The organism is Anabaenopsis sp. NIES-4685 (assembly GCF_059725405.1).
This window is the reverse complement of the sequence record NZ_AP043602.1, coordinates 1,779,573-1,803,880: the sequence shown is the minus strand read 5'-3', so window position 1 is coordinate 1,803,880 and position 24,308 is coordinate 1,779,573. Positions and strand designations below refer to the sequence as shown.

At 41.2% G+C, this 24,308-nt stretch carries 24 protein-coding genes and 4 pseudogenes; 7 read left to right on the top strand and 21 right to left on the bottom strand.

What is annotated here, in order from left to right; translation table 11 throughout:
• Nucleotides 1–36: 36 nt before the first annotated feature.
• From AC6IZ0_RS07920 to AC6IZ0_RS07890, 7 genes and pseudogenes are all read right to left on the bottom strand, one after another.
• A complete protein-coding gene (locus AC6IZ0_RS07920) occupies nt 37–537 on the bottom strand; it encodes a PIN domain-containing protein (RefSeq protein WP_497725711.1) in 501 nt (166 codons plus the stop codon).
• Nucleotides 534–737: a UPF0175 family protein gene (locus AC6IZ0_RS07915; RefSeq protein ID WP_497725710.1), complete on the bottom strand. Its 204-nt coding sequence runs from the start codon at nt 735–737 to the stop codon at nt 534–536. The genes AC6IZ0_RS07920 and AC6IZ0_RS07915 overlap by 4 nt, the downstream gene beginning before the upstream one ends.
• Before the next feature lie 206 nt (nt 738–943).
• Nucleotides 944–1,180 carry a hypothetical protein gene (locus AC6IZ0_RS07910; RefSeq protein ID WP_271732950.1) on the bottom strand — a complete coding sequence of 79 codons (237 nt, stop codon included), beginning with the start codon at nt 1,178–1,180 and terminating at the stop codon, nt 944–946.
• Between the two features lie 138 nt (nt 1,181–1,318).
• Nucleotides 1,319–1,567, bottom strand: coding sequence for a hypothetical protein (locus AC6IZ0_RS07905; RefSeq protein ID WP_280793627.1), 249 nt, complete (start codon nt 1,565–1,567; stop codon nt 1,319–1,321).
• 5 nt (nt 1,568–1,572) lie between these two features.
• Complete coding sequence (locus tag AC6IZ0_RS07900) at nt 1,573–1,926, bottom strand: XisI protein (RefSeq protein ID WP_497725709.1); 354 nt, start codon at nt 1,924–1,926, stop codon at nt 1,573–1,575.
• Nucleotides 1,914–2,078: an element excision factor XisH family protein gene (locus tag AC6IZ0_RS07895; protein WP_497725708.1), complete on the bottom strand. Its 165-nt coding sequence runs from the start codon at nt 2,076–2,078 to the stop codon at nt 1,914–1,916. Before AC6IZ0_RS07895 ends, AC6IZ0_RS07900 begins: the two co-directional genes overlap by 13 nt.
• 179 nt (nt 2,079–2,257) lie before the next feature.
• Nucleotides 2,258–2,533 (bottom strand): annotated as a pseudogene (locus AC6IZ0_RS07890) (XisH family protein); the annotation flags it as partial.
• 271 nt (nt 2,534–2,804) lie between these two features.
• Here AC6IZ0_RS07890 and AC6IZ0_RS07885 point away from each other — a divergent pair.
• Nucleotides 2,805–4,157: a helix-hairpin-helix domain-containing protein gene (locus tag AC6IZ0_RS07885; protein ID WP_497725707.1), complete on the top strand. Its 1,353-nt coding sequence runs from the start codon at nt 2,805–2,807 to the stop codon at nt 4,155–4,157.
• Nucleotides 4,158–4,262: 105 nt separating this feature from the next.
• On the opposite strand, the pseudogene AC6IZ0_RS07880 reads toward AC6IZ0_RS07885, so the two are convergent.
• Both AC6IZ0_RS07880 and AC6IZ0_RS07875 read right to left on the bottom strand, forming a co-directional pair.
• A pseudogene (locus AC6IZ0_RS07880) lies at nt 4,263–5,470 on the bottom strand (DUF4336 domain-containing protein).
• Nucleotides 5,471–6,259, bottom strand: a complete 789-nt coding sequence (locus AC6IZ0_RS07875) for a TspO-related membrane protein (RefSeq protein ID WP_497725706.1) — start codon at nt 6,257–6,259, stop codon at nt 5,471–5,473.
• 154 nt (nt 6,260–6,413) lie between these two features.
• Between AC6IZ0_RS07875 and AC6IZ0_RS07870 the strand changes: the two genes are divergently transcribed.
• Nucleotides 6,414–7,088, top strand: a complete 675-nt coding sequence (locus AC6IZ0_RS07870; protein WP_497725704.1) for a dienelactone hydrolase family protein — start codon at nt 6,414–6,416, stop codon at nt 7,086–7,088.
• Between the two features lie 121 nt (nt 7,089–7,209).
• Here the strand turns inward: AC6IZ0_RS07870 and rpsU are convergent, their stop codons facing one another.
• The 5 genes and pseudogenes from rpsU to AC6IZ0_RS07845 form a co-directional block, all read right to left on the bottom strand.
• The gene (gene rpsU / locus AC6IZ0_RS07865; protein ID WP_017803988.1) at nt 7,210–7,398 is read right to left on the bottom strand and encodes a 30S ribosomal protein S21; all 189 of its coding nucleotides are present in this window, start codon (nt 7,396–7,398) and stop codon (nt 7,210–7,212) included.
• Nucleotides 7,399–7,709: 311 nt separating this feature from the next.
• The gene (locus tag AC6IZ0_RS07860; RefSeq protein WP_497725703.1) at nt 7,710–8,915 is read right to left on the bottom strand and encodes an RNA-guided endonuclease InsQ/TnpB family protein; all 1,206 of its coding nucleotides are present in this window, start codon (nt 8,913–8,915) and stop codon (nt 7,710–7,712) included.
• The gene (locus tag AC6IZ0_RS07855) at nt 8,893–9,537 is read right to left on the bottom strand and encodes an IS607 family transposase (protein ID WP_497725702.1); all 645 of its coding nucleotides are present in this window, start codon (nt 9,535–9,537) and stop codon (nt 8,893–8,895) included. The genes AC6IZ0_RS07860 and AC6IZ0_RS07855 overlap by 23 nt, the downstream gene beginning before the upstream one ends.
• A 757-nt stretch (nt 9,538–10,294) precedes the next feature.
• Entirely contained in the window at nt 10,295–10,756 is a 462-nt protein-coding gene (locus AC6IZ0_RS07850; RefSeq protein ID WP_271732517.1) for a PIN domain-containing protein, read from the bottom strand.
• A gap of 389 nt (nt 10,757–11,145) precedes the next feature.
• A pseudogene (locus AC6IZ0_RS07845) lies at nt 11,146–11,935 on the bottom strand (DUF1868 domain-containing protein).
• Between the two features lie 405 nt (nt 11,936–12,340).
• Here AC6IZ0_RS07845 and AC6IZ0_RS07840 point away from each other — a divergent pair.
• Nucleotides 12,341–13,675, top strand: a complete 1,335-nt coding sequence (locus tag AC6IZ0_RS07840) for an FAD-binding oxidoreductase (RefSeq protein WP_497725701.1) — start codon at nt 12,341–12,343, stop codon at nt 13,673–13,675.
• On the opposite strand, the gene AC6IZ0_RS07835 is transcribed toward AC6IZ0_RS07840, so the two are convergent.
• The 6 genes and pseudogenes from AC6IZ0_RS07835 to AC6IZ0_RS07810 all read right to left on the bottom strand — a co-directional run bounded on the left by AC6IZ0_RS07835 (nt 13,665) and on the right by AC6IZ0_RS07810 (nt 19,637).
• On the bottom strand, nt 13,665–14,675 hold the full coding sequence (locus AC6IZ0_RS07835; protein ID WP_497725700.1) for a DNA cytosine methyltransferase: 1,011 nt from the start codon (nt 14,673–14,675) through the stop codon (nt 13,665–13,667). The genes AC6IZ0_RS07840 and AC6IZ0_RS07835 overlap by 11 nt on opposite strands.
• A gap of 81 nt (nt 14,676–14,756) precedes the next feature.
• Nucleotides 14,757–15,317 (bottom strand): ABC transporter ATP-binding protein, encoded by a 561-nt coding sequence (locus AC6IZ0_RS07830; protein WP_497725699.1) that lies wholly within the window; start codon nt 15,315–15,317, stop codon nt 14,757–14,759.
• A gap of 17 nt (nt 15,318–15,334) precedes the next feature.
• Nucleotides 15,335–15,796 (bottom strand): ABC transporter ATP-binding protein, encoded by a 462-nt coding sequence (locus AC6IZ0_RS07825; RefSeq protein WP_497725698.1) that lies wholly within the window; start codon nt 15,794–15,796, stop codon nt 15,335–15,337.
• 29 nt (nt 15,797–15,825) lie between these two features.
• Nucleotides 15,826–17,445, bottom strand: coding sequence for an ABC transporter permease (locus AC6IZ0_RS07820; RefSeq protein ID WP_497725696.1), 1,620 nt, complete (start codon nt 17,443–17,445; stop codon nt 15,826–15,828).
• Between the two features lie 3 nt (nt 17,446–17,448).
• A pseudogene (locus AC6IZ0_RS07815) lies at nt 17,449–18,408 on the bottom strand (iron ABC transporter substrate-binding protein).
• A gap of 203 nt (nt 18,409–18,611) precedes the next feature.
• Nucleotides 18,612–19,637, bottom strand: coding sequence for an iron ABC transporter substrate-binding protein (locus AC6IZ0_RS07810; protein ID WP_497725695.1), 1,026 nt, complete (start codon nt 19,635–19,637; stop codon nt 18,612–18,614).
• 697 nt (nt 19,638–20,334) lie between these two features.
• On the opposite strand from AC6IZ0_RS07810, the gene ilvC reads away from it, so the two are divergent.
• The 4 genes from ilvC to AC6IZ0_RS07790 all read left to right on the top strand — a co-directional run bounded on the left by ilvC (nt 20,335) and on the right by AC6IZ0_RS07790 (nt 23,465).
• Nucleotides 20,335–21,330: a ketol-acid reductoisomerase gene (gene ilvC, locus AC6IZ0_RS07805; RefSeq protein ID WP_497725694.1), complete on the top strand. Its 996-nt coding sequence runs from the start codon at nt 20,335–20,337 to the stop codon at nt 21,328–21,330.
• Nucleotides 21,331–21,558: 228 nt separating this feature from the next.
• Nucleotides 21,559–22,335, top strand: coding sequence for an SAM-dependent methyltransferase (locus tag AC6IZ0_RS07800; RefSeq protein WP_497725692.1), 777 nt, complete (start codon nt 21,559–21,561; stop codon nt 22,333–22,335).
• A gap of 107 nt (nt 22,336–22,442) precedes the next feature.
• Complete coding sequence (locus AC6IZ0_RS07795) at nt 22,443–22,787, top strand: cupin domain-containing protein (RefSeq protein WP_497725691.1); 345 nt, start codon at nt 22,443–22,445, stop codon at nt 22,785–22,787.
• A 183-nt stretch (nt 22,788–22,970) separates the two neighbouring features.
• A complete protein-coding gene (locus AC6IZ0_RS07790; RefSeq protein ID WP_497725690.1) occupies nt 22,971–23,465 on the top strand; it encodes a hypothetical protein in 495 nt (164 codons plus the stop codon).
• Between the two features lie 141 nt (nt 23,466–23,606).
• Here AC6IZ0_RS07790 and AC6IZ0_RS07785 read toward each other — a convergent pair whose 3' ends face one another.
• Nucleotides 23,607–24,308, bottom strand: a complete 702-nt coding sequence (locus tag AC6IZ0_RS07785; protein WP_497725689.1) for a Crp/Fnr family transcriptional regulator — start codon at nt 24,306–24,308, stop codon at nt 23,607–23,609.

Here is a 24,308-nt window from a genome sequence, read left to right as displayed (position 1 = left end):
CTGGTTAATTTTGTCATTTCTCCTGATAAATAAGTTTTAAATTTCGTTAGATGCTTGTAATACAACAGTGTATAATTGAGGATTAACTCTAAAGTTGGCCTGGGTAATTAACTGATCAATCAATGGTTTAATAGCTGGAATTAGTCCCTGTTTTTTGGCTTGTATTAACACTCCCAACAGACCTGTTATATTTATTCCATAATTGGTAGCTACTATTCTTCCTCTGCGTTCATCCATTAACAGCAAATCAGCTTTCATTTCTAAGGATAAAATAATGGCTTCAGCTTCTCCCAAGTGAATACTTTGATTATTTTCTTGAATTTCTGTCACTTGTAGAGAATTAATAACTGTCTGTGTCTGTATCCAAGATAAAGTTTGTACTTCTACTGCACCAGGGACAATTTTATTTATGTCAACCATTTCGTTATAATATACAGCTTCCGGGATGATCACCCTACTATACAACTGTCGCAATAAATCTAACTGACCAATTGCTGCTAAGTTTGTAATTGGTGATGTATCGCTAACTATAATCACAGTAAACCCATTGATTGCAGTGTCTTGATATCAGATTGAAAATCTTCAACATCATAGTTAATGTGTAAACCTCGTTTTGCTAGTTGATGCTGAAATTCTAGGACTGTGATTCCTGTCCATGCTCGGACTTTACCACTGCTAATTTTACCTTGTTGGTAAAGCAAAATGGCAATTTCTAATTTGAGTTCGTCTTCAGTCATGTTTGAAGCTCTAAGGATATCATTGGGAATTATGACACTCATTTGAGAAAACTCCAAGTCCTAATATATGTTTATTCTAATTTTTCTCTCATGCTGGGTGGGAATTGAATGTCTAAGTATTCTACTGAAAGTTTACCAGAGATGAGACGAGTTAGGAGGCGATCGCGTGTTTGTTTGAGAATATTATTTACTTTATTAATACTTCATTATTTTTCCAGCAAACGTTGTTGATACTCATTCTGCGGTTCATGATTTAATATAGATAATTGATCAACCTTTTCAAACCACCGCTTCCACCTATCCGTTAAAGATTCTGAAGATTGAACATTAACTGCTTGATTTTGCTGTTGTGCAATCAAGAAATCAATAAACTCATCTACCCTCGATACCAGAGGATCTGGTAATTGTTGTAACTTATTAACCACAACTTCACGAGTATTCATAGATTTATTCCTTTACTCTTTACTTAATGATAAGGTAATTATCCCCCGCAATCTCTTTAATATAGTCATCCTATTTGACTTGAGAAATTATCACTGAGGAAAGGGAACAGGGAACAGGGAACAGGGAACAGAAATTGTTCATGAATCATTTAGGATTGCTATATTATGGGCAATAATCCCCTCTAACAAATGCACCTCTTGATTTAACTCTAAAATCTCCTCAATAAACTCCTCTTGCGTTTTCCCATCTTCCTCTATCACCACCCCCACATACCGCCCAGGATTTAAAGAATAATCCTGTTCCTTCACTTCCTCCAAAGTTGCCAACGCGCATATTTTTAGATTATCTGGGTTTATACGGAGTCGTGCAAGATTTGAGTCCCCCATGCTCCTCATGCGGTAGCAAATTCTGTCAAACCCCGTTTATTGGGATGATGAAAGCCTAAAACAATATCACTTTGGGGTATTCCGGCTGATAATAAGTCGTCAACAACACATAAATTTGTTGCGTCTTCTTCTACCCAAATTTTGCCATTTTTAATGCACAGATACATGATGATATGCTGGACTAACTTTTTATCATCCCAGCCGAACCGAAACCAAAGATATTGGTCTCTTGCTTCGTCAAAAGCCAAGCGATCACTTGCTTCAATTTCTCGATTTTCTCTATCTTGATTCTTGGTCATTTGATAATATTCAGTCAATATTTTCTGAATCGCCTCACGGTATTTTTCTAGGTTATCCATTGTTTTATTACCTCCTTTTCCATATCTACAACTATTAACAAAACGTTATTTTCATTACTTACTGCCTGTACAGATTTTCGTTGAAAAAACTCTCCATAAACGACATCATCAACGGCTAGATATAGTTTATATAGCAATCCTAAATGATTCATGAACAATTTCTGTTCCCTGTTCCCTGTTTCGGTGTTCCCTTTCCTCACTCATAATTTCTCAAGTCAAATAGGATGACTATATAGCAATCCTAAATGATTCATGAACAATTTCTGTTCCCTGTTCCCTGTTCCCTGTTCCCTTTCCTCACTCATAATTTCTCAAGTCAAATAGGATGACTATATTCTGGTTCAGTAAGTTGAATAAGTTTACGATAGACAATGTATTGACCTAAAGCACTATGAAAATCGTACATTAGCGACTTGCCCACAAAACTCTTAATTTCTACAACAATCTTTTGTCCTTGGCGTTCTGCGGCCAGAGGTTTTTCTGCTGCTAAATCAGCGAAGAGTTCAGCGTCCTCATATTTAATAAAGTATGGATCATCCGTAATAGTCCAACCGTCTTTTATTAATGCGTTTTTTACTCTATCATGGTATAAATCTTTCGCTGGCATAGTAAATTGAGTAATTAACACTTTCATTCTAAAAAATTTTAAATGCCAGTCACAGCTTTATTATAATAAACTCGCCTCTACCCTGCTTCCCCTCTCCCTTGCTCCCTCTTTCCCAGCTCTAAATGTCTAGACTTGTCTAGGATTTATATAGCAGTTGATGAAATGCGATCGCCCCTAGAAGCAGCTACAGAAAACCGCTCAAAGATCAAGTAGTGTTACACTGCAAAAGCACCAACACCTTAAACTGGGTATAGATGATGGGTGGGTAAAAATGGTCAAAATCACTGGACGTAAATTTGTAGGTGGAGAAAATGTTTATGATATTGGGGTTGAGGGTGACCATAATTTTGTGATTAAAAATGGTCTGATAGCCTCTAATTGTTTCAATAAGTCTCATTCCACCGCCTATGGATATGTAACTTATCAAACTGCGTATTTAAAGGCTAATTATCCGTTGGAGTATATGGCGGCACTGTTGACGGCGAACAGTGGCGATACGGATAAGGTGCAGAAGTATATTAATAACTGCGCTAATATGGGGATTACAATAGATGCCCCGGATATTAATCGTTCTGGTCTGGATTTTACACCGATAGATGGAAAGATTTTATTATTTGGATTTACAGCGGTGCGGAATGTGGGACAAAATGCGATCGCCTGTATTTTGTCAGCGAGAAATGAGGGGGGTGATTTTCAGTCTCTGGGGGATTTTTGCGATCGCGTGGATTTGCGTGCTATTAACCGGCGGACTGTGGAATCTTTGATCCAGTGTGGAGCTTTTGATAAAATTGAATCAAATCGTCACCAATTAATCCGTGATTTAGAACTAGTTTATGATTGGGCGCAATCCCGCGCCAAAGATAGGGCTATAGGTCAGGGTAATCTTTTTGATTACTTAGGTACTAGTAATAGTACTAGTAAGCAAACAGGGAACAATAGTTTTGAAACAGTTCCTAAAGCTGAACCTGTGGCTGATTTTATGCCCCAGGAGAAGTTACGCATGGAAAAGGAATTACTGGGTTTTTATGTATCAGATCATCCCTTAAAGTCCTTAAAGCCAGCAGCATCGCTGCTGACTCCGATTAACCTTTCACAATTTAAAGAACAAACAAAAGATACAAAAGTTTGTGCCGTGGTGATGCTGAACAATGTCAAAAAAGTGATGACTAAGAAAGGCGACCAGATGGCAATTTTACAAATAGAGGATTTAACTGGACAATCGGAAGCGGTGGTTTTTGCCAAAACCTATGAACGCATCAGTGAGCAACTGGAAGTTGATGCGAGGTTAATTGTCTGGGGTAAAGTAGATCGGCGAGATGATCAAAATCAACTGATTGTTGAAGACATAGAAAGAGTTGAGCAAGTGCAAATGGTGATGGTGGAACTGAATCCGCAACAAGTAAGTGACATCCAAACCATGCATAATTTAAGGACGATTTTACAAGAACATACAGGGGACAAAGAAAGGGCAAAAATTCCGGTGGTGGGAATTATACAATCAGAAACTGCTCGGGAATTGGTTCGCTTTGGTTGGAATTATTGCGTTCAAGATTCTCAGAGTACAGTGGAAGCTTTGCAAAATGCTAGATTTAACGCAAATATTAAATCCCTCACAGGCAGTTAATAAAGCCTTTTTCAGGCTCATGAAGTACACACCAATTCCCTGTTCCCTGTTCCCTGTTCCCTATTCCCTTTCCTCACTGATAATTTCTCAACTCAAATACGAGTCCTATATTTTCTCTTGAGGTGGCTTTGCAATACCTTGCTTGAGGAGAGTGGCCTCAATTTCCCTGATGAATTGCATATCTTCGGGTGACAGGGCTGGTTGTAGTTTCCCGATAAATCCTGACTGCTAGGGGTTTGCTTGTGGAGAAAATGGAATGCTTGGCGCAATTGATGGGGACTGGCTTTAATAGGGGAATCAAAATGACAAGCAATAATCTGGCGAAAATCCCAGGTTGCTACTTGTTCAGCCCACATTAGGACTTGTTGAGGTGCTTGGGGTAAAATGAGAACTTGGAGGATGGGGGCTACAAAGGGTCGTCCATTACCTTGGAGGGTATAGAAAGACTTTTGCCAATCTTCTCGCCACCGAAAGGGAAATAAACCAAAGTAAGCTTTTGGTGAATGGTCTGGTGCTTGGAAAGCATCCCGTAACATTTCCCCTAATCCAGTGGTTGCTAAGGAATGAGGACTAAAGTAGACTGCAAATAGTGAAATACGTTGCCATCCCTTGCGGCGATTTTCTGGATGATCTGTGATGGTTTCCCCTGCATGATCGCGAGCATGGAATAGTAAGGGGTAAGGGTCTAATTGGGTGATTGGGGGTGGTTCTTCGGGTATGGACAGTATGGAGTCAGTGAGAAGTAGGGTGTGCGATCGCTTGTGAAAAAATGCCACTTCTACAAATGAACCGCTTCCCAAGTTGATATCTAGTACCTGATAATCGAACTCATCAGCAAAAGGACTGTGACTACTATCTTCTGGGAGTACCTGAGTCCGTTGTGGGGGAAAACCCAGCCAACTTAGGGGTAAATTGATGGGGAAACTCCATTGATGGGGAGCAACAAAAACCTGTGCTTGGGGGAAGCGGCGAGCAAAAGGACCGACAAAAACCTTATGTTCTAGACCGGAGCTAGTGGGGAGAATAATGTATTTAACATCGCCGTGTTGTGTGACTAAGTTGTTAACGAGGCGGACACATTCAGGAGTGGGAGCCACTGGGGCGTAAACCAGAAGCCCACCCTGTGCTAGTTTAACCACGGTCATCCGAATCGGCACAACAGTGTAGAGAATGCCTTGAAGCTGATCGAATGTCCAGATAGTATCTTTAAGTATTTCTGAGCAAATTGTCCGCCGTTTACCGTAGGGATATAGAGGTACAGCGGGCCAGAAGTGCCATGACCAATCTCGGGGATGAGTACTGGATTGTTCCATTTATGTGCGTGGACGTTGAGGTTTTACACTGTTAATTGTGATTATTGCCACTAAGACGATGGCGAAAATTAGTGCCAGGTTTCTCAGTAAAGAATTTTGCCACTGCTTGATTGCGATCGCCACCAATGCCCAAACTGTGACTCCTGTATAGGCAAAGTCTCGGTGTTGGGTGAGAATGAGGGCGGCAACAGTAAAAGCCGCTAATAACATAATAGCAGTCCATATTTCAGGGGAAATCCCCCAGCCTTGCCAACGGTGAAAATACAAAGCAGAGGCTACATTAACAATAGTTGCTACACTAATCCAGCCCAGATAAATACTGATAGGGAAGTGAACACACCACCTCTTGCTTTGAGAAACAGATTTTTTGCCAATACCTAGGCGCACATAGATAGCAATTAGTGGTATGAGAATTAAGAGTATGGCGATCGCAGACAGAGTAAACAGTTGGGAGAGGAAAAGATATACCCAGATAATTTGAGCCGCAGAGGCAATCACCAACAAGTACCCGCTTTTGCGTAAATCGTCATCATACCTGTGGTTGGGGAGAAATTGATAAATTCCGAAAGTGAATAAACCTAGATAAATCAGTCCCCAAATAGCAAAAGCATAGTTAGCGGGGATAATCAGGACATTAGCGAAGAAAGTATTAGAAATTTGTCCTATAGTCAATCCCCGGAGCGGATAAATATTAGATACTACGTTGACGACAAAACCGGCAATAATGGCGCTCAAAGTCGCAACTTGCCTGATCAAATCCCCATCATTTCCAGATGTAGAATTCTGCATAAGAGAATCATAAGATTTATGTCCTGGTCTACTTTTATTTTACCGCTTTATGGACTAGGGGTTGATTTTGACAAACTGCCTCATAGCAGAAGTATAAAATACCAAAAAAATATCAAATATAAATAGGCAACAAACCATCAAAGGAGGTTTGTCAGTGGATAACACATTTACACAGAACCAACATTTAGTATCAGTGGCAGCAGGTGAAGTAAACTTAGAGGGAAATTTGGTGATTCCTGATGGAGCCACAGGTATAGTAGTATTTGCTCATGGTAGTGGTAGCAGTCGCCATAGTCCCCGTAATCGATATGTTGCTGGGGTTTTACAACAGGCTGGACTAGGAACGCTGCTAATTGACTTACTAACTCATGAAGAGGAAAAAATTGACCTGATAACCAGACATTTGCGCTTTGATATTGAATTATTGGCATCGCGACTAGTTGATACCACCGATTGGCTAACACAGCACCCAGAAACTCATCACCTGCAAATAGGTTACTTTGGAGCGAGTACAGGGGGCGGTGCGGCTCTGGTAGCTGCGGCCAAACGCCCTGAGTCTGTGAAAGCTGTAGTTTCTCGCGGCGGGAGACCTGATTTAGCCGGTTCGGCGTTACCTGATGTCCAGGCACCAACATTGCTGATTGTTGGTGGATACGATAGGCCAGTGATCGAGATGAATCAGGATGCACTGGAACAATTACGTATACAAAAGCAGTTAGAAATTATTCCCAGAGCCTCCCATTTGTTTGAAGAACCGGGGACATTGGCAGCAGTAGCACAGTTGGCGCGTGAGTGGTTTACCCGTTACCTGACACCGGAAAGCTCATAAGCAAAGCCCTCAGATAGTCTCTGGGGGCTTTGATGGAAAAGAATATTGTCCCACCCTTTGCTGGGTAGGACTGGCTATCTATTCCCATGCTATAGGCGGATGGGAAACTCGCCAAAAGAGGTTAATTGCGGAAACGTCTCTTACTTTGCCTGTGTTTGGCAATTTCTTTGCGCTTGCGTTTTTCCAGAGGGGTTTCAAAGTGACGATGCTTCCTCATATCTGGAAAAATACCTGCTTTAGACACTTCTCGCTTAAACCGACGTAAAGCTGACTCGATAGCTTCATTTTCACCCACTATGATTTGGGTCATTATCTCTCCTAATAAGTTGATTTAATTGATCGTTCGACAGTCGTAACGAATTCAGTTACCTAGAGTATACAAAAAACAGACCTTTGTGATTGAAAGCTGAGTAAGGTTTATGGGAGCCGCTAACCTATCGGCGGTTCTGTAAAACCTAGCCAAAGCTATACAATTGCGGCAGAAGCTGACCAAAACCAGAGTAAATCTGTTGCCTGAGCAGTTCAAAACCATATATCATCTTCGGTGTTTAGTCACTGTTTTAAGGTGGTCTTAGTATGACTACTAAGGGGTTTGTGCAACTTTTAAGCTAATCAAAGCGATTAAACTAGATTAACTACGGCATCCGTCAATTCTGACTTGTCAGAAAGCACGATAGAATCATGGGTCACGGTAAAGGCAGTTGCTTGCAAAGCACGCAATAAAATATTGCGTGCGCCATTCACATCACGATAGACCTGAATTCCGCAATGTGAACATTTAAAAACTTTGTTTCCACCTAGTTTATAATGAACATGACCGCAGTTACCGCACGTTTTTGATGTATATGATTCGTTACAAAGCACGACTATTACACCTTTTCTTTGTGCAGCTTGCTTAAGATGTTGCTCAAATTTGTAATGGGAAAGAGTCAACATTTGCCTTACAGACTTACTGTTTATTCTGCGTTTCTTGCCACTACGTTTTTTAATCACCATTTGACTAGAATCAAAGGTTGGTAAGTAAATTACTTTGTAGCAATTAACAAGCAAGTTAACAGTTTTGTTATGCAAATCCTTAATTAAATTCTCAATTCTTTCTCTGACACGATTAGCAGCAATACGCATCTTTCTACGTTGACGGCATCTTGTTTTGGTAGAACGGCTGATGAGATTATCAAGGTGCTGACACAATCTTTGTATGCGTCCGATGTCTCCCGTTGCAATCTCTAAGACATTCTCGCCATCAAAACCAGTTAAGAAAGTGCGATTACCGGGGTCTAATGCTATTACCCTATCACTACCAGTAGGTACGGTTTCTTTGTGTTGAGGAAAGCAACCAAACCACTTACCACGACGGTAAACAAGCTCTGTGCCATATTCGCATTGCTCAGGAATAGTTTGACCAATTGTGGTAAAACCTAAACCTTTGGTTGTGCGCGGATACCAAGTACCATTCTTGAAATTGCCCACCTTAAATTGAATAGCTTGGCTTGTGGCTTTACAGCTTTTAAACTTCGCATTACCACCTTGACTACGAGCTTGTTTAAAGGCATCAAATGCCTCAAAACAAGCTTCTTGACGTTGATGGCCTGGTAAGGTTTTCACCCATTCGGGTAAATTCATTGTTTGAGCTATTTTATCTAACTCCTCAGCAGATATCTTGACTTCTTTTTCTGTGCTAGTTTTCTGATCAATAATTACCCTGACTTGAGTATCATAATTATTGTGAAGATAACTGATACATTGATTGAAGTAATAACGATAAGCGGCAAGCCAACGCTTCCAGACTCGATGTAATTCTTTACTAGGAAATAGCCTGATTTTCAATACACTGTTCGGTGGCTGCTTTGTCGATTTCTTGTGACGCGATTTCTTTTTGTAAGTCTTCTTTGATGATTGACTTGTATTTTCTAAGCCCGTATAACCTGCTAGAGAAACAGTGGATGATCGACAGCATATCTTGTACAAGTTCCTGCTCTGGACTGAGCTGGCGGTCATTGAGAACCACGAGTTCGCACTCAAATTTTGTGCATAACCACCTAACCAATTCAAATCCGAATCGGACAAGTCGGTCAGGGTGGGGAACGACAATACGTTGGATATCGCCGTCGATGATTCTTTCCAGAATGGCGAGGAATTTTTTCCGTTTAAAATTGAGTCCGCTGCCAACTTCTGAAATAATTTCAGCCTCTGGGTATCTTGTGCGTAAGTGTTCAAGTTGTCGTTGCAAATCATCTTGCTGGGAATGAGTCGATACTCGTCCATAACAAATAGTTTTAATTGTCCGGGGTATTCCGCCGATTTTTTCGACTTCTTCGAGGATGAACCGCCTTTGACCGCCTGGTGTACGGATTGCTTTAAGCTTACCTTCGTTTTCCCATCTCCTGAGACTGGAGACATGGACACCAAGGATTTTAGCTGCTTCCTTGGGAGTGATATGTTGCATCAAAACCTCATTAAATCAACTACTTTTAGTGTAGCGTGAGTTAATGAGATTTGCTTGTTTTAAGCAAATAAGTTACAATTAGTTACACGTCCACTCCAGAGGCTGACATGGTAGAACTTACCGCATCTAAAAGGGTACACCGACCGCCGGACAGCGTTTGATGCGACATTTAAGGAAACTGGTGCTAAGACTCCCACATTTGTATAGGATTTAGGATTTTTGCCACCGGGTTTCTAGATGTCTTTGAAAGGCAGTGGCAAAGCCTGGCTTACAGGAGTTGTCCACGCTTACCTACTTCGCCTTTTATATATGAGCTTTACCGCTATGGAAGTAGTTTAGCATTTGTAAACGTCCTATGGGAATCGGGTTTGATTTTCCCACGGGGGAGGTAAGTTAACTATCAATATAATACGGCAGGGTGACAAACCTGAGCTTTGAGGTAGCCGGGGAAACGCGAGAGGATGTTTGTCAAGTCATGATTAGTGTATCAACTATTGTTTTACCCCTCCCTAGCCCTCCCCTTGTAAGGGGAGGGGAATGGATTTGATTGTTTTTTGTGGGGTCGGTGAGCGAAGTCGATAGCGATAGCGTGGCGTTAGCCATACCGTGTTCGGTGTGTTCCCTCAAACTAAAAAAAATTGTACCTCACGAGCATGGGAAATGCTATATAAACAAGATATGACAACAAGTTATAGAGAACGATACCACTTAAAGCCGGGTTTACTGAGGAAGATTACAACTGTTGAGAATCGACTCTCTCTCAAGGATGGGAGATGTTAAATCTAGTGGCTTGTAGCTGATTTTCTAGGTTTGCACGTAAGCGCAAGTCTGCTATTGACCAAACCCACAAGTTATTTGTAGACAATATAAAATCTTCTTGTTTATGAGTGACAATTGCATCTAATTGCCAATACTTAGCACAGCATAACTCTACAGCAGATTCAAAATCCCTCAGGGGTAATGAACGTGCCTTTTGGAGAATGTGCGGGTTAACCTGAGAGAGTGCAATTTTTTCCTGTAACCAATATAATATCATCTCAGCAATATTACTACCGTTTAAGCATCTGGCATAGGCAGAAATTTTTTGCGCGCCGAGATTTGTCAGGTACATCTGAATAGCTGGATTTACTTGGTCTAATAATTGTCTAATATCTTCTGTAAATTCTTGGCGATTCATCAAAGCTTCTAGTATTAAATCAGCATCCAATAAAATTCTGATCACTTGATATCCCCTTTATAGTCTAATAAAGATAGCGTCAGAAAGCAGTTGAGAGCCATTAATTTTACATTCCTGGTCTGGATATTTTACGTACTTACTTTGGGAACAATCAATTAGTAAGACTGTAATTTAAACAACTCAAGTCGTAAGTATAAATGGGCTTTAGCTATCTCAATTGAGTATGAACATAATTAAATACAAGCTGAACCAGCAAGATTTCAGATAGGGTGTGAAATTAGGCTTGAAGTAATGTTCAGCCCAATTATCTGCAATTGAGATCAAGGGAAGTCTCAGAGGATGTCTGGTGTGGTTTGATTGATGAATTGATTGGTTGAGGCGGGGAATGGGGAAGACCAACGGACGGCTTTTAGCCGTCCAGGTCTTGGTTAAATCTAAAAATTTAAGCTCGGCCAGTCTGGTTGACGATAATAGTGGGTCATGTCATCGAATTTTCGTAGTTCCACAGAGTGGATGAAAAATTCTGGAGAACTTTCCAGCCATTGCTGATTCAATTCAGACAGCATAGTGGTGAAATTTGTACGGTCTAAATCTGAGGAAATGTCGCCAAAATAGCCCAATGTAATGTGGGCTGTCAGGTGATAATGCTGTTCAACACCCAAAGCCATTAAGTTGGGATTTTGATAGATTTGGCGGCGAAATTGAATAATCTGCTCATAACAACGTTGGTCTTGAGGGACTAAACAAACACCTATGGCTCTCGGACATGACTATCAGCCCGAGCATTTGCCATTGAATCGGAGGGGTTCGGTTTGTGATGGATTGTTGATATTGCTGCAAGATTTCAGCACAACAGGAACGTAACTCTTGTTCAAATTCCGGGTTTTTTTCGCAGGTATGAAGATAAGCACTGTCCCAAATCAAGTCAGCTAAAGTCAAATGAAAGCTAGTAGGGGGTACGGGGACAATCAAATCACTATTGACAGGTAGCTGTAAAAGTTCCTGCTGGTAAGATTGTAATTTTGTATAGAAGGTAGAGTTTTTCGCATCTTCGTCACCCGGTGGGGTAATGAGTGAATACCCAGGAAAAGGTGTAGGTTGTCTGAGTCCAGAATGTAAATGAAACTTACCAGATTCCTGAATATGCTGAATTTGGGATCTGTAAGCTTCTGGTAGCGTCATTCTTGCTACCCGGTTTAGGTAAGTTTGATAGTTGTCGTCCAATCTTAGTAGCCTCGCGCTCTCACTTGATAGATTTTAAGGAAATTTACTCAGATTATGCAGAGTGATTTCAAAAGTGTTGAACTTTTTTTTCAATGTTTCTATTTTTGAGTTATAATTATTACAAATCTATAAGTATAATTTACCTTTTTTTGTGGAGATGCTAGCGCGGACGGTTAGCCGGTTCTGGTCGGCATGGTAACCCATTCTTGGCATATCAACCATCTGCCACAAGAGTCAATTCTGTGTTTGGTAGATATGAACAGCAATTCATCCCCTGAGTTGCTGTGAGTTTATCAGTGGTGATGCGTAAAATAAGTAGGTTAAAAGACAAAGGGACGCAGGGTTAATATAGCATTGGGGGTTAAGTGTGTCAAAAATACGACAAGGCAAAAGGATATATAAACTATGACAAAAATATTAGATACTCTGGTTAACTCTCTCTCAGGTCTAGAAATTATTACCGAACCTAGCCACGTGGCCAAATTATCTCAGGATTATCACACCTTTAGCCCAGTTCTAATACCAAAGCTACAAGGAAAAGTCGGGGATGTGGTTGTGCGTCCCAGCAATGAAAAAGAGGTAATAAAAGTTGCCCGGGCTTGTGTAGAATACCAAATACCTATAACTGTGAGAGGTGCGGGAACTGGTAATTATGGGCAATGTGTGCCTTTACATGGGGGCGTAATTTTAGATATGTCGCAGATGCAGGGGATACCTTGGGTAAAACCGGGGGTAGCACGGGTAGAAGCTGGGGTAAAGTTGGCGGCTATAGATAAAAAAGCTAGGGAAATAGGCTGGGAAATCCGGATGGCACCCTCGACATACCGCACAGCGACTATTGCTGGGTTTATTGCTGGTGGAAGTGGGGGGATTGGGTCAATACAATATGGGTTGTTAGGCGATCGCGGTAATATTTTAGCTCTGCGAGTGGTAACCTTAGAAGACCAGCCCCGTGTCATGGAATTACGAGGTGATGATGTCAGTAAAGTAACTCATGTCTGGGGTATCAATGGCATTATTACTGAGGCGGAAATTCCCTTAGGGCCTGCTTACCCTTGGGCGGAAGTGATTGTTACTTTTAACGATTTTATGGCAGCTGGGAGGTTTGGGCAAGCCTTGGGTAATGCGGATGGGATGATTAAAAAATTAATTGCGGTGTTTGCAGCGCCCATTCCCGAATACTTTCACTCACTACAAGAGTATATTTCCCAAGGTAGTCACTCAGTCTTGTTAATGTTGGCGGAACCAAGTTTAGAATTATTACCCGGTTTAGTGCAGCAATATGGTGGACAGATTACCTATAAAAAACCAGTTGCAGAAAAAAGTCTGAATTTGGGGGAATTTACTTGGAATCACACCACCCTTCACGCCCGGAGTATAGATAATTCAATTACCTACTTACAAAGTATGTTTCCGCCAGATCCTAATTTGGAACTGGTAGAGCATATGTATCATTACTTTGGTGATGAAGTGATGATGCATTTAGAATTTTTCCGAGTGAATGGGAGGGTAATTCCAGGTGCTTTACAGCTGGTGCGTTACACCACAGAAGAACGCCTAAATGAAATTATTCGCTATCACGAAGCCAAGGGGGTATCTATTGCTAATCCCCACACATATATTATTGAAGATGGGGGGAGAAAGGTGATTGACCCTGAGCAGTTAAAGTTTAAGGAAATGGTTGATCCTTATGGGTTAATGAATCCTGGTAAAAGCAAGGTTTTAGAATTTAATAAATGAAGCTGTGAAGATGATAAGAGTATTGATTCCTGTGCAAATAAGTTTGTACAGAATTCGCTAAAGCCTTTGCTAATAAAGGAGGTACAGCATTACCAATCTGGTTAAACTGATTGTTTTGGGAACCTTGAAATTGAAACCAATCAGGGAAACTTTGTAGACGCGCGCCTTCACGAACTGTCAGCCTTCTTCTGCGTCCATCTGGTAAACGTATGCGTAACATATCACCGGTTGGACTGGATAAATTTCTACAAGTGACTGTTCTGACAGGGGAATCCAAATGAATATCTCTAGGATTGATGCATTTAGAAGCTATCTCATACTTTTTAATATATTCATCCATGCTAGGAGTCAGAAATTTAGAATTAGGTGGTGCTAAATATGCTAATTCTCCCAAGGCTTCCCCAGCAGTGTAAGGTGAATATAAATGTGTTTTTTCGGGCCACTCCCACCCGCCTTTATGTGCTACACAAAACAGTCTCTCTCGTTTTTGAGGTACACCATAGTGGGCGGCGTTTAAAATTTCCCATTCAACTATGTAATCAAGTTTTTTTAAGGCTAAAACAATTTCTGCAAAATATTTCTGATTACGAAATAGCATTCCCCTGACATTTTCAAACAAAGCTAGTTGAGGACGATAACGCTCAACAGCAGCAAGAAAAGTTGGGAAGCCGTCACGACTATCTTTTAAGCCTAATTGATGACCACTGACGCTAAAGGGTTGACAAGGGGGACCGCCAATTATAACTGTAGCTTTCTCAATTAAATCAGATAATGGTGTTAAATTAAGCTGATGACAGACACTCGGCAGATTATGTTGATATGTCGCGCAGGCATCTGCTAAAATTTCGTAACCAATTGTTGGAAAACCTGTAGCTTCAAAGCCCAGGGCTAACCCACCACAACCGGCAAATAAATCAATGACTAAATGTTGAGTTTTATTTGTTTGAGGTAGTTGTAGTTCTGTTTCTAGAAAGTTCAGGTAAGGCGGTCTGAATGTCAAGGTTTGAAATCAAATCTTAAAGAACTAATTAGATAAAAGTAGGGCAGTAACCCTAACTATAAATCTTTAAGGGGTGAAAATCTATGGTGTGAAGACCTGAACAGTATCATTTGGGACAGATAATTGCACCCGTGCGCCGATGGGTAGGGGAATATCAGCGATGGTGCGAGCATGAATTTCTTTGCCAGAGGCGGTTTTTAAACAATAGAGATACTCTCGGCCTAAAAATCTGCGGCTGTGAATAAATACAGCCGAATCAGTGGCTGGTTCTAATCTTAAGCCTTCCTGACGGATCATGATTTCGCCGGTATCGTTGCTGAGGTTAACTGGTAATTCAAAATTACCTACTTCGGTTTCCCAAATATTACCTTGACGGCGGGCGGGAAGGAAGTTAGCCTGGGTGACAAATTCAGCGACAAACCTGGATGCAGGATGAGTGTAAATTTCTTCTGGTGTGCCTATTTGTTCTAAGTTTCCTTGTCTCATGACACCGACTAAATCGGAAATTGCTAGCGCTTCTTCTTGGTCATGGGTAACAAATATGGCTGATGTACCTGCGGCTTTGAGGATGTCTCGGATTTCTTCGCGCAAGCGCAACCGCACTTGTATATCTAGGTTGCTTAAGGGTTCATCTAACAGCATGAGTTGAGGTTGGGGTGCTAAGGCGCGGGCAGGGCGACTCGTTGCTGCTGTCCGCCTGAGAGTTCGTAAGGGTAACGTTTTTCTAAGCCTTGCAGGTTGACTAGTTCAATGACTTGGCTGATACGTTTTTGTATTTGCTGTGGTGTGGAATGTTTTAAGCCAAAGGCGACATTTTCGGCGACGGTTAAGTGGGGAAACAGTGCGTAGTCTTGAAAGACAATACCGATGTCGCGGTGTTCGGGGGGAACAGAAACAGAACCGTTACCAACTATTTTACCGCCAATTTTAATTGTTCCCGATTGCAGCTTCTCAAAGCCGGCAATCATGCGCAACAGGGTAGTTTTACCGCAACCAGAGGGGCCGAGTAATCCTAATATATCTCCTTGTTGGAGGGTTAAGGAGACGTTATTGACGGCGGGAGGGACATTTGGGGAAAACTGCTTGGTGATATTTTCTAGTTGGACAATTGCTTGTTGCATGGTAGATAAGAAATAAAGCGATGAGGAAATTAAAATTTGGGTTGTGTTTTGGGGTTAGGTATGACTTTGTCTTCTTTAACGTTTTCTTGAGATAGTACTAATAAGGTTGAACCCATGGAAACTAGCAGCATGGTGAGGGAGGCGGCGGCCGCATCGGCAAAAGCTACGTTTTCTGTGGCTTGCCAAATTTGTGTGGCTAGGGTGTTAAAGCCTATGGGTGCTAGTAACATTGTGGCGGGTAATTCTTTGATGGCGGTGAGAAATACTAGTACTGCACCACTGATTAAACCTGGTTTGACTAGGGGAAGGGTGACTTCTTTTAGGGTTTCCCAAGGAGTTCTACCTAGGCTGCGTGCTGATTCTTCTAGCTGGGGATTTATTTGTAAAAGACTAGTGCGTATTCCTCCCATTGATTGGGGCAGAAATAAGACTAAATAGGCAAATACCAGCATTGGTAATGTTTGATATAGCCAGGGTAAGTAGTTAGCCCCAAAAAAGACTAATGATAAAGCGATGACAATTCCTGGTATGCCAAAACTGATGTATGAGCAGCGTTCAATGATGGCGCTGATTTTGGTGGGGAATCTGACTGATAGGATGGCTACAGGTAAGGCAAATATTGTAGCAGCGATCGCACCTAATCCAGCTGCTAAAACTGAGTTGAGGATACTGGGTAACAAGTTGGGGAAGTTGTAACCGCTGTTGATCCCGCGAATTAGCCAAAATAAGGTGATACCTACTGGTAACACTACACCGAAGCTAGTGATCAGTAGGCAAAAGCCCAGAGCTGGCCATTTCCAAATTCCTAATTTGACAATTTTGGGGGGACGCAGGGAGGCGGATCCGCGAGTGTAATATGCAGCGCGCGATCGCATGCGATACTCTAGCCATAAAATCAACAGTACCAGTGTTACCAACATTAAAGATAACACTGCGGCTGTGTTGCGGTTAAAGCTAGCTTTGTATTGCATGAAAATTACCCTTGTAAAGGAGTCAAACTGCATTAAAGAGGGTGTACCGAAATCTCGCAGCGCATACAAAGCTACTAATAACCCCCCGGCAATTATTGATGGTTTCAGTTGAGGTAGAACCACCTTAAAAAAGGTTTCGTGACTACCATAACCCAGACTGCGCCCGGCTTCTTCTATAGAAGGGTCTATACCTTGTAGTCCTGAACGTACACTCAGGAGTAAGTAAGGGTAAGTAAACAAAGTAATTGCTAAAACCGCACCGGGAAAACCATAAATAGAAGGTAACTCTTCTACTCCCAAAGGTTCTAGTAATATTTGTAAAAAACTGCCTCTGGGTGCTAAGGTGGCAATCAAAGCAAAACTGCCCACATAGCTAGGAACTGCTAAGGGTAATGTAGTGGCCACTACCCAAAATTTCCGTCCTGGTAAGTCTGTCCGCACTGTTAAAAAAGCTAATGGGACAGCAATCAGTGCAGAAAATACAGTCACTGTTGCCGCCATAGCAGCACTCTGTAAGAATACATCAATATTACGGGGACGAGTGATTAATGCCCAAAACTCATCCCCACCAATACCAACTGCGCGAATCACTAAATATACTAACGGCAGCGTAATGGCTACTGCTACAACTGCTGCCGCTAATATGAGAAATAATGGAGGGCGAACCGATGATTTCAATTTTTACAAAACTCCTGCCTCTTGTAGCAATTCTAAGGTTCCTTCTAAATCTTGTAAATTAGTGAGGTTAATATTTGGCCCTGAATCTGACTTAATGGTACTTGATTTGCTGGCCCTGCTACTCCTTTGACTAAAGGATATTCATTTGTTTGTGTAGCAAAGTATGTTTGTGAACTTGGTTTGAGTAGGTAGCCAATAAATCTTTCTACGTCTGATTTTTGCTTGGTGGATCCCATAATTGCGACACCTGCGATGTTAATCATCGATCCTGGGTCTTTATTAGTGTAGTGAGTCGCCACAGGGAAATTAGGATTAGTTTTTTTGAAGTTAGCTAAGTAGTAATGATTCGTGAGACCGATATCAGCTTCTCCGCGTCCTATGGCTTCGACAATTGTAGTATTGTTGCGGTAAACTTTTGTGCCATTAGCTCTCATAGCTCGTAGCCATTCCAGAGTTCTGGGTTCTCCTTCCAGGGTGCGCATGGCGGTAACAAATGATTGGAATGAACCGTTAGTTGGAGCCCATCCTACCTTACCGCGCCATTGTGGTCTGGTTAAGTCCCAGATGGACTTTGGTAGTTCACTTTGTCGGACGCGATTCGTATTATAGTTTAATACACGGCCGTCCAGAAATACCCATCCAATTTCCCCGGGGAGAACGAAAGCGCGGATCTACTTGGTTGAGTAGGTCAGGCGAAATGGTTGTAGTTAGCTTGCGTCTTTCTAACGCGCCTAAAGCACCTGCATCTTGAGCAAAAAATAAGTCAGCACGGGTATTTTTACCCTCTTCTACAAGAGCAATAGCCAACTCCGCAGTATCACCATAACGCACTTGGATATTCATACCCAGGTCTTTTTCGGCTTGTTCGAGTAAGGGCGAAATCAGTTTTTCTCCTCTACCTGAATAGATAGTGATAGTTTTTGTCTGTGCATTTACACTCAGACCAATTCCCCAAGTGAGCATGAAAGCTAAAGCTCCGGCTGAAACTTGCTTTAATGAGAAAGTTTTCAATTTTTTACCCTCGATTTTTCCTTAACAGAAATATTTTTCAATAGATTTGACTACTTATAAGTATTATCATTAAGTAGTCCTAGTAAGCAAGAAGAATTCTCAACTTTTTTGTCAGCAGGTTCTGCTGGTGTGAGCTAACCAAGAGCCAGATCGGCTTAAATGACTGCTACTTCCTGCATGATTTGTAGTGTTTTCTCCAAATCATTGAGGTTACTCAAATCAATTTTTTGATTTTGTTGGCGAATTTCAGTGAGTGATTTCAAATTCCCTTGGGGAGAAATTCCAGAAACCAGAGGATACTCATAAGTTTGATTAGCAAAATAGTTTTGAGCATCTTGACTGAGCAAAAATTCTGTAAACCTTTGAGCTATATTAGGATGCTTGGCAGTATTGACAATCGCTACGCCGGCGACATTGACTAAAGACCCAACATCTTGAGTGAAATGATGTGCGACTGGAACTTGAGGATTATCTTGTTTAATTCGTTCCAAATAGTAATGGTTAACAAGTCCTACAGCTATTTCACCACGACTTAAAGCTTCAACTATTGATGTGTTGTTAGGATACACTTTTGGCTGGTTAGCTTTAATACCTTTTAACCATTCTTTTGCTTTCTCGTCACCCTCGGCAACCCGTAACCCAGTGACAAAGGATTGAAACGAACCATTGGTAGGTGCCCAGGCGATTTTCCCTTTCCATTTCGGGTCAGTAAAGCCAAAAATTGAGGATGGTAATTCCTCTGGTTTGACTAATTTAGTATTGTAATCTACTGTACGGACTCGACCCGTAACACCTACCCATTTACCCTCTGGAGAACGGTAAGCACTATCGACCTGATTCAGGAGGGAGTCGGGTAATTTTACGGCTCTACCGGCTTTCTGTAGCGCTCCGAGAGCGCCTGCATCTTGACCAAAAAATACATCTGCGGGACTATTTGTACCTTCTTCCAAAATTGCTGATGCTAATTCAGCCGTATCACCATAACGGACTTGAATTTTAGCGTTAGTTTGTTGTTCAAACTGCTTGATTAATTCACCGATGAGTTTTTCGTTGCGTCCTGAGTAAATTACTAGTTCTGATTCTAACTGTGTGGCGGTTTGATCAGAATTCCCATTGCAAGCAACTACTAATCCAGCGCTAGCAGTTGCTATTCCTAAATAAATAAATTGGCGACGTTTCATGCTTTCCCTAAATCGGAACTATTACAGATTTTGATCAAACAATCAACTGCTATGGCTACTTGAGAGAACAATTGTGCCTCTCCTACCAATTGGATGCAAAGATGACTGATTTTGCGGTAATGCTGTTTTTTTTAGTTGATATTATTGACAATAAGTTTTAATTATGCTTTGGGAACTACTTGAGATTAATTTCTATTAAATCAGAATTTTGCTCTAAAAGCAATTAGATCCATATAGGAATTATTCGCGAATAACTAGGTGGGTAGGAGTTTTACGGAGTAGGTTTAGTTTCTCAACAGTTTTTGGCTATCAACCATTTTGGGTGTCCCTGGGGTGAAATGCATTGTGATGGAAATTTCAGGGATAGTGGGGCGATCGCTCAGGGGATGTTTGTCAAGTCATGATTAGTGTATCAACTATTGCTTGACCCCACCCTAGCCCCTTGTAAGGGGAGGGGACTGGATTTGATTGTTTTTTGTGTTTTCCCCAATCCTTCGGTGTTCCCTGTTCCCTGTTCCGGTGTTCCCTGTCCCTAAGATAAAAATTACCTGTTGAAAACTTATCAAACATCCTCTGAGTAAACCTAGAAAATAAACGTATAATCCAGGTCCATAAATTGATCTGTCTGTAGTTACTCAATTTAAGGTACAATCAAAAGCCTGCTAATTAATGACAATGCTGCTGACAGGAGATGCATATGGCCCGGATGTATTATGACGAAGATGCCAATTTAGACCTTTTGGCTGGAAAAACTATTGCCATTATTGGCTATGGTTCCCAAGGTCATGCCCACGCCCTTAATCTAAAAGATAGTGGTTTGAATGTGATTGTGGGACTATATCCGGGTAGTAAGTCAGCAGCTAAAGCGGAAGCATCTGGTTTAACTGTGAAATCTGTAGCCGATGCTGCGAAAGCTGCTGATTTCATCATGATTTTATTACCGGATGAAGTCCAAAAGACAGTTTACAAAACCGAAATTGAACCAAATCTAGAAGCTGGTAATGTTCTGGCCTTCGCCCATGGCTTTAATATTCACTTTAGCCAAGTCGTCCCACCTGCTAATGTAGACGTGGTGATGGTGGCACCCAAAGGACCGGGACATTTAGTACGCCGGACTTATGAGCAAGGACAAGGGGTACCGGCGCTGTTTGCAGTTTATCAAAATGCTAGCGGTCAGGCACGCGATCGCGCCATGGCTTATGCTAGAGGTATTGGTGGTACACGAGCTGGTATTTTAGAGACTACATTCCGGGAAGAAACCGAAACAGATTTGTTTGGTGAACAAGCGGTATTATGTGGTGGTTTAAGCGCCTTAATTAAAGCTGGATTTGAAACCTTAGTTGAAGCTGGTTATCAACCAGAGTTAGCTTATTTTGAATGTCTCCACGAAGTGAAACTAATTGTTGACTTAGTTGTGGAAGGCGGACTAGCCCAAATGCGCGATAGTATTTCTAACACTGCTGAGTATGGCGACTACACCCGTGGCCCTAGGGTAGTGAACGAAACTACCAAAGCGGAAATGAAGAAAATCCTCAGCGAAATTCAATCTGGGCAATTTGCGCGGGAATTTGTCTTAGAAAACCAAGCTGGTAAACCAGGATTTACTGCTATGCGCCGCCAAGAAGCTGAACACCCCATTGAGGAAGTTGGTAAAGATTTACGCGCCATGTTTAGCTGGTTAAAGAAAGTGTAATTAAGCTTTGTAGTGAGGGCTTCAGCCCTCCACACTGTTAAATATTTGAGTACTTTGCCTTAATGGCGGGGTACTGACGCATCAAATTTGTTGACACTCCCACGGCTAGAAGCGCGTGGGATTCTTGCTTTTATTTTTGTAAAAAATCTCTTCTTTGAGCTACCTCAAAGACAGGATCATAATATTTATGGCAGATTAGGGGTATGATGAATTCGGAGGGTTACGCCGATGACCAAAACTACCCTCAAATCCCCAAACGCTTCCGGACACGAAGTGTTAGCCGCAGCAGGTAAAAAATATCTGCGTCCCGGCGGACGAATAGGGACAGAAAAATTATGTGAATGGGGGAATTTTCAGCCGGGTGAAACAGTTTTAGAGTTAGCTTCTAGCTTTGGATACAGTGCTATATCCTTAGCGCAACGCTACCATGTGAGAGTAGTGGGGATCGAAAAAAATCCTGATAGCGTAATTCGGGCGCGGGAAAACATTCGCCTAGCTGGCTTAGAAAATCAAATTGATATCATTGAGGGTGATATTTTTCATTTGGATGTCATCCCCAATAAGTTTGATTATGTTGTAGCGGAAGCCATTCTCACAATGCAGTCTACCAGCGGAAAAGCCAAGCTGTTGAGGGGAATACACAACCGACTGAAACCGGGAGGTAAGTTCCTCTCCCATGAATTATTAGCTGATAACAAAGAAAAAATAATTGGTAGTGAATTATCCAAAGTAATTCGCGTTAATGCTAGACCACTTTCAGCAGACAACTGGATAACAGCTTGTGCAACAGCAGGATTACAAGTAGAAAAACATCAAACTGGAAAAATGAATTTATTGAACTTCCAGCAGATGTTGCAAGATGAAGGAATTATGGAAACCATGGGGATTTTATGGAATATATTCACCCAGCCATCTATCCGTCAAAGGGTATTAGAAATGCGTCATGTCTTTCATAAATACCGCCGGGAATTAGGCTATATCATTTTGTGTGCTGTTGCTCAATAGCAGCATTACTTGTTGGTGAAATTCTCTCAAAGTCTTTCCTTGTGCCTTTGTTCCTTGGTGTACTTTGCGCTTACTTTATGGCCATATATCCTCAAAACATCGGAAAAATGACTAATCAAACCAAATCTACCGAATATTTAGTTACCCAACTGCGAGAACAAATTGAATACCCCCGTGCTGGGGTTCTGAGCAAAGTAATAACTCAAGATAAAAATTGTCAATACACCTTATTTTGTTTAGCAGCCTCAACAGAGATTTCTGAACATACTTCTACTCGCAATGCTAGTATTAATGTTTTAGAAGGAAAAGGTTTACTAAACTTAGCAGGGGAAGAAATTACACTTGAACCGGGAGTTTTTGTTTTTATGCCTGGCCATGCACCCCATGCTTTAAAAGCAGAAGAAAATTTAGCTTTTTTACTCACCCTTTCCGACAAAGTATTAGATAAATAATAACTTTATGGGCGCTCAATTGCCAGATAAAATCCTCAAATTCGATTTATTTAACTTTTTTTATTTTGTGCGCCCCTGCGTTTATGGGTGATTTAAATTGATATTTACCCTCAGCTTACATCTAGTTAATTATCCTTTCATGTAGTATAAACTACCGGGAAATTTGAAGAGGAATTTACCCAAATGTCAACCTTAATTTCTACCTTCAACCAACAGTTAGATATTTCGCCAGTGCAATTAGAATCTATATTGACAAAATCCCTGGTGGAATTTCTCAACTCACCCGAACTGCGAGCAACACTCAATAGCTTAAATACTAATTTGCTCAGAAAAACTTTACCTACAGCCGGACAGGTTTTAGCCAAGGAATTACCGCCTTTTTACCATTGGTTAAAAAAAGAGTTAGGTATTAAGCGTGTTCCTGATAGTCCTGACCATACAACTAAATGGGTAATTGCTTTTGTGAATAATCAAGAAAGTTTAATGCATTTGGTTGAGTTACATCGTCCAGTTCCGCGCCTGGCTTTAGAAGCTTCTATTCCTCGGTTGGTGGGAGTGTTTACAGGTGTGGAAGATGAGCAAATTAAGCAAGAATGGCAAAAAGCTGTGGCTGCACTCTGTTTAGTTTTAGTGGTTGCTGCTCGTGAGAGAGAGAGGTTAAATTTAGCAGTTTCATAAATTAGCTGATATGATTTTTTTGTAAAAGGGGAAATTAATTTACAATCATTATCAATTAATTTATTTTATTCTTTGTCCCAACAATTACCATATTTTGGGCTATTTTTATCACCTTTTTCTGAACATTCAACACTTATGATTTTATTCATATATATTGCCAGAGGCGATCGCTTCTAATCTGCCACCATCTAATATAATGATTTTACCTCCCCGACTATAGGTAACTACTGTGTTTAAACTTTTGATTAACCGCAGGCATTCTTCATAGGTAATACCAATACTACGCGCTATACGATAGTAAGATAATTTAATTTTTAAAGTTTGACCTTGACTAGTGGTTTCGGTTCCTGATGTAGCGGCAGAATATTGGATTAATCTCGCTAGGCGCACAATTGCTTTTTCTGAAACTAATCCATGTACTGTTTCATGTAATTGTTGAATGCGATTGTTAAAAACCACCAACATACGTAAGGCAATTTCGGGATTATTTTGGATCGCTTGTAGTAAAGCCTCACGTTCAACGGTGAGAATTTCACAATCGCATTCAGCTGTCACATTTGCAGGTGAAATACCATTCCCTAAAAGTGCGGGAGCGGCGAAGATTTCCCCCGCGGTTAGTCCTCTTAAAATAGTTTCCTTACCTGTGGTTGCTGTTTTGGTGACTTGAATAGCTCCACTAACTACAGCATACAATTTTTCTGGTAATCGATCGCCCTCATGCAAAATCATCTCTCCTTTGCTGTATCCTTGCACCTGAGTGAAAGATTGCAATTTTAACTTGTCTGCGGTTTCTAAACCTGCAAACACAATAATTTCTGAGAGTTGTGCTAACGATGCCTGCAT

Bases quoted from the DNA above. Each gene is read 5' to 3' on its own strand.
- AC6IZ0_RS07830 (WP_497725699.1), bottom strand. From the start codon at position 15,317: ATGCTGTTAGATGAACCCTTAAGCAACCTAGATATACAAGTGCGGTTG.
- AC6IZ0_RS07915 (WP_497725710.1), bottom strand. From the start codon at position 737: ATGACTGAAGACGAACTCAAATTAGAAATTGCCATTTTGCTTTACCAA.
- rpsU (WP_017803988.1), bottom strand. From the start codon at position 7,398: ATGACCCAAATCATAGTGGGTGAAAATGAAGCTATCGAGTCAGCTTTA.
- AC6IZ0_RS07800 (WP_497725692.1), top strand. From the start codon at position 21,559: ATGACCAAAACTACCCTCAAATCCCCAAACGCTTCCGGACACGAAGTG.
- AC6IZ0_RS07875 (WP_497725706.1), bottom strand. From the start codon at position 6,259: ATGCAGAATTCTACATCTGGAAATGATGGGGATTTGATCAGGCAAGTT.
- AC6IZ0_RS07790 (WP_497725690.1), top strand. From the start codon at position 22,971: ATGTCAACCTTAATTTCTACCTTCAACCAACAGTTAGATATTTCGCCA.
- AC6IZ0_RS07810 (WP_497725695.1), bottom strand. From the start codon at position 19,637: ATGAAACGTCGCCAATTTATTTATTTAGGAATAGCAACTGCTAGCGCT.
- AC6IZ0_RS07840 (WP_497725701.1), top strand. From the start codon at position 12,341: ATGACAAAAATATTAGATACTCTGGTTAACTCTCTCTCAGGTCTAGAA.
- AC6IZ0_RS07900 (WP_497725709.1), bottom strand. From the start codon at position 1,926: ATGGATAACCTAGAAAAATACCGTGAGGCGATTCAGAAAATATTGACT.
- AC6IZ0_RS07785 (WP_497725689.1), bottom strand. From the start codon at position 24,308: ATGCAGGCATCGTTAGCACAACTCTCAGAAATTATTGTGTTTGCAGGT.
- AC6IZ0_RS07885 (WP_497725707.1), top strand. From the start codon at position 2,805: ATGGTCAAAATCACTGGACGTAAATTTGTAGGTGGAGAAAATGTTTAT.
- AC6IZ0_RS07795 (WP_497725691.1), top strand. From the start codon at position 22,443: ATGACTAATCAAACCAAATCTACCGAATATTTAGTTACCCAACTGCGA.
- ilvC (WP_497725694.1), top strand. From the start codon at position 20,335: ATGGCCCGGATGTATTATGACGAAGATGCCAATTTAGACCTTTTGGCT.
- AC6IZ0_RS07905 (WP_280793627.1), bottom strand. From the start codon at position 1,567: ATGGGGGACTCAAATCTTGCACGACTCCGTATAAACCCAGATAATCTA.
- AC6IZ0_RS07895 (WP_497725708.1), bottom strand. From the start codon at position 2,078: ATGAATCATTTAGGATTGCTATATAAACTATATCTAGCCGTTGATGAT.
- AC6IZ0_RS07910 (WP_271732950.1), bottom strand. From the start codon at position 1,180: ATGAATACTCGTGAAGTTGTGGTTAATAAGTTACAACAATTACCAGAT.
- AC6IZ0_RS07825 (WP_497725698.1), bottom strand. From the start codon at position 15,796: ATGCAACAAGCAATTGTCCAACTAGAAAATATCACCAAGCAGTTTTCC.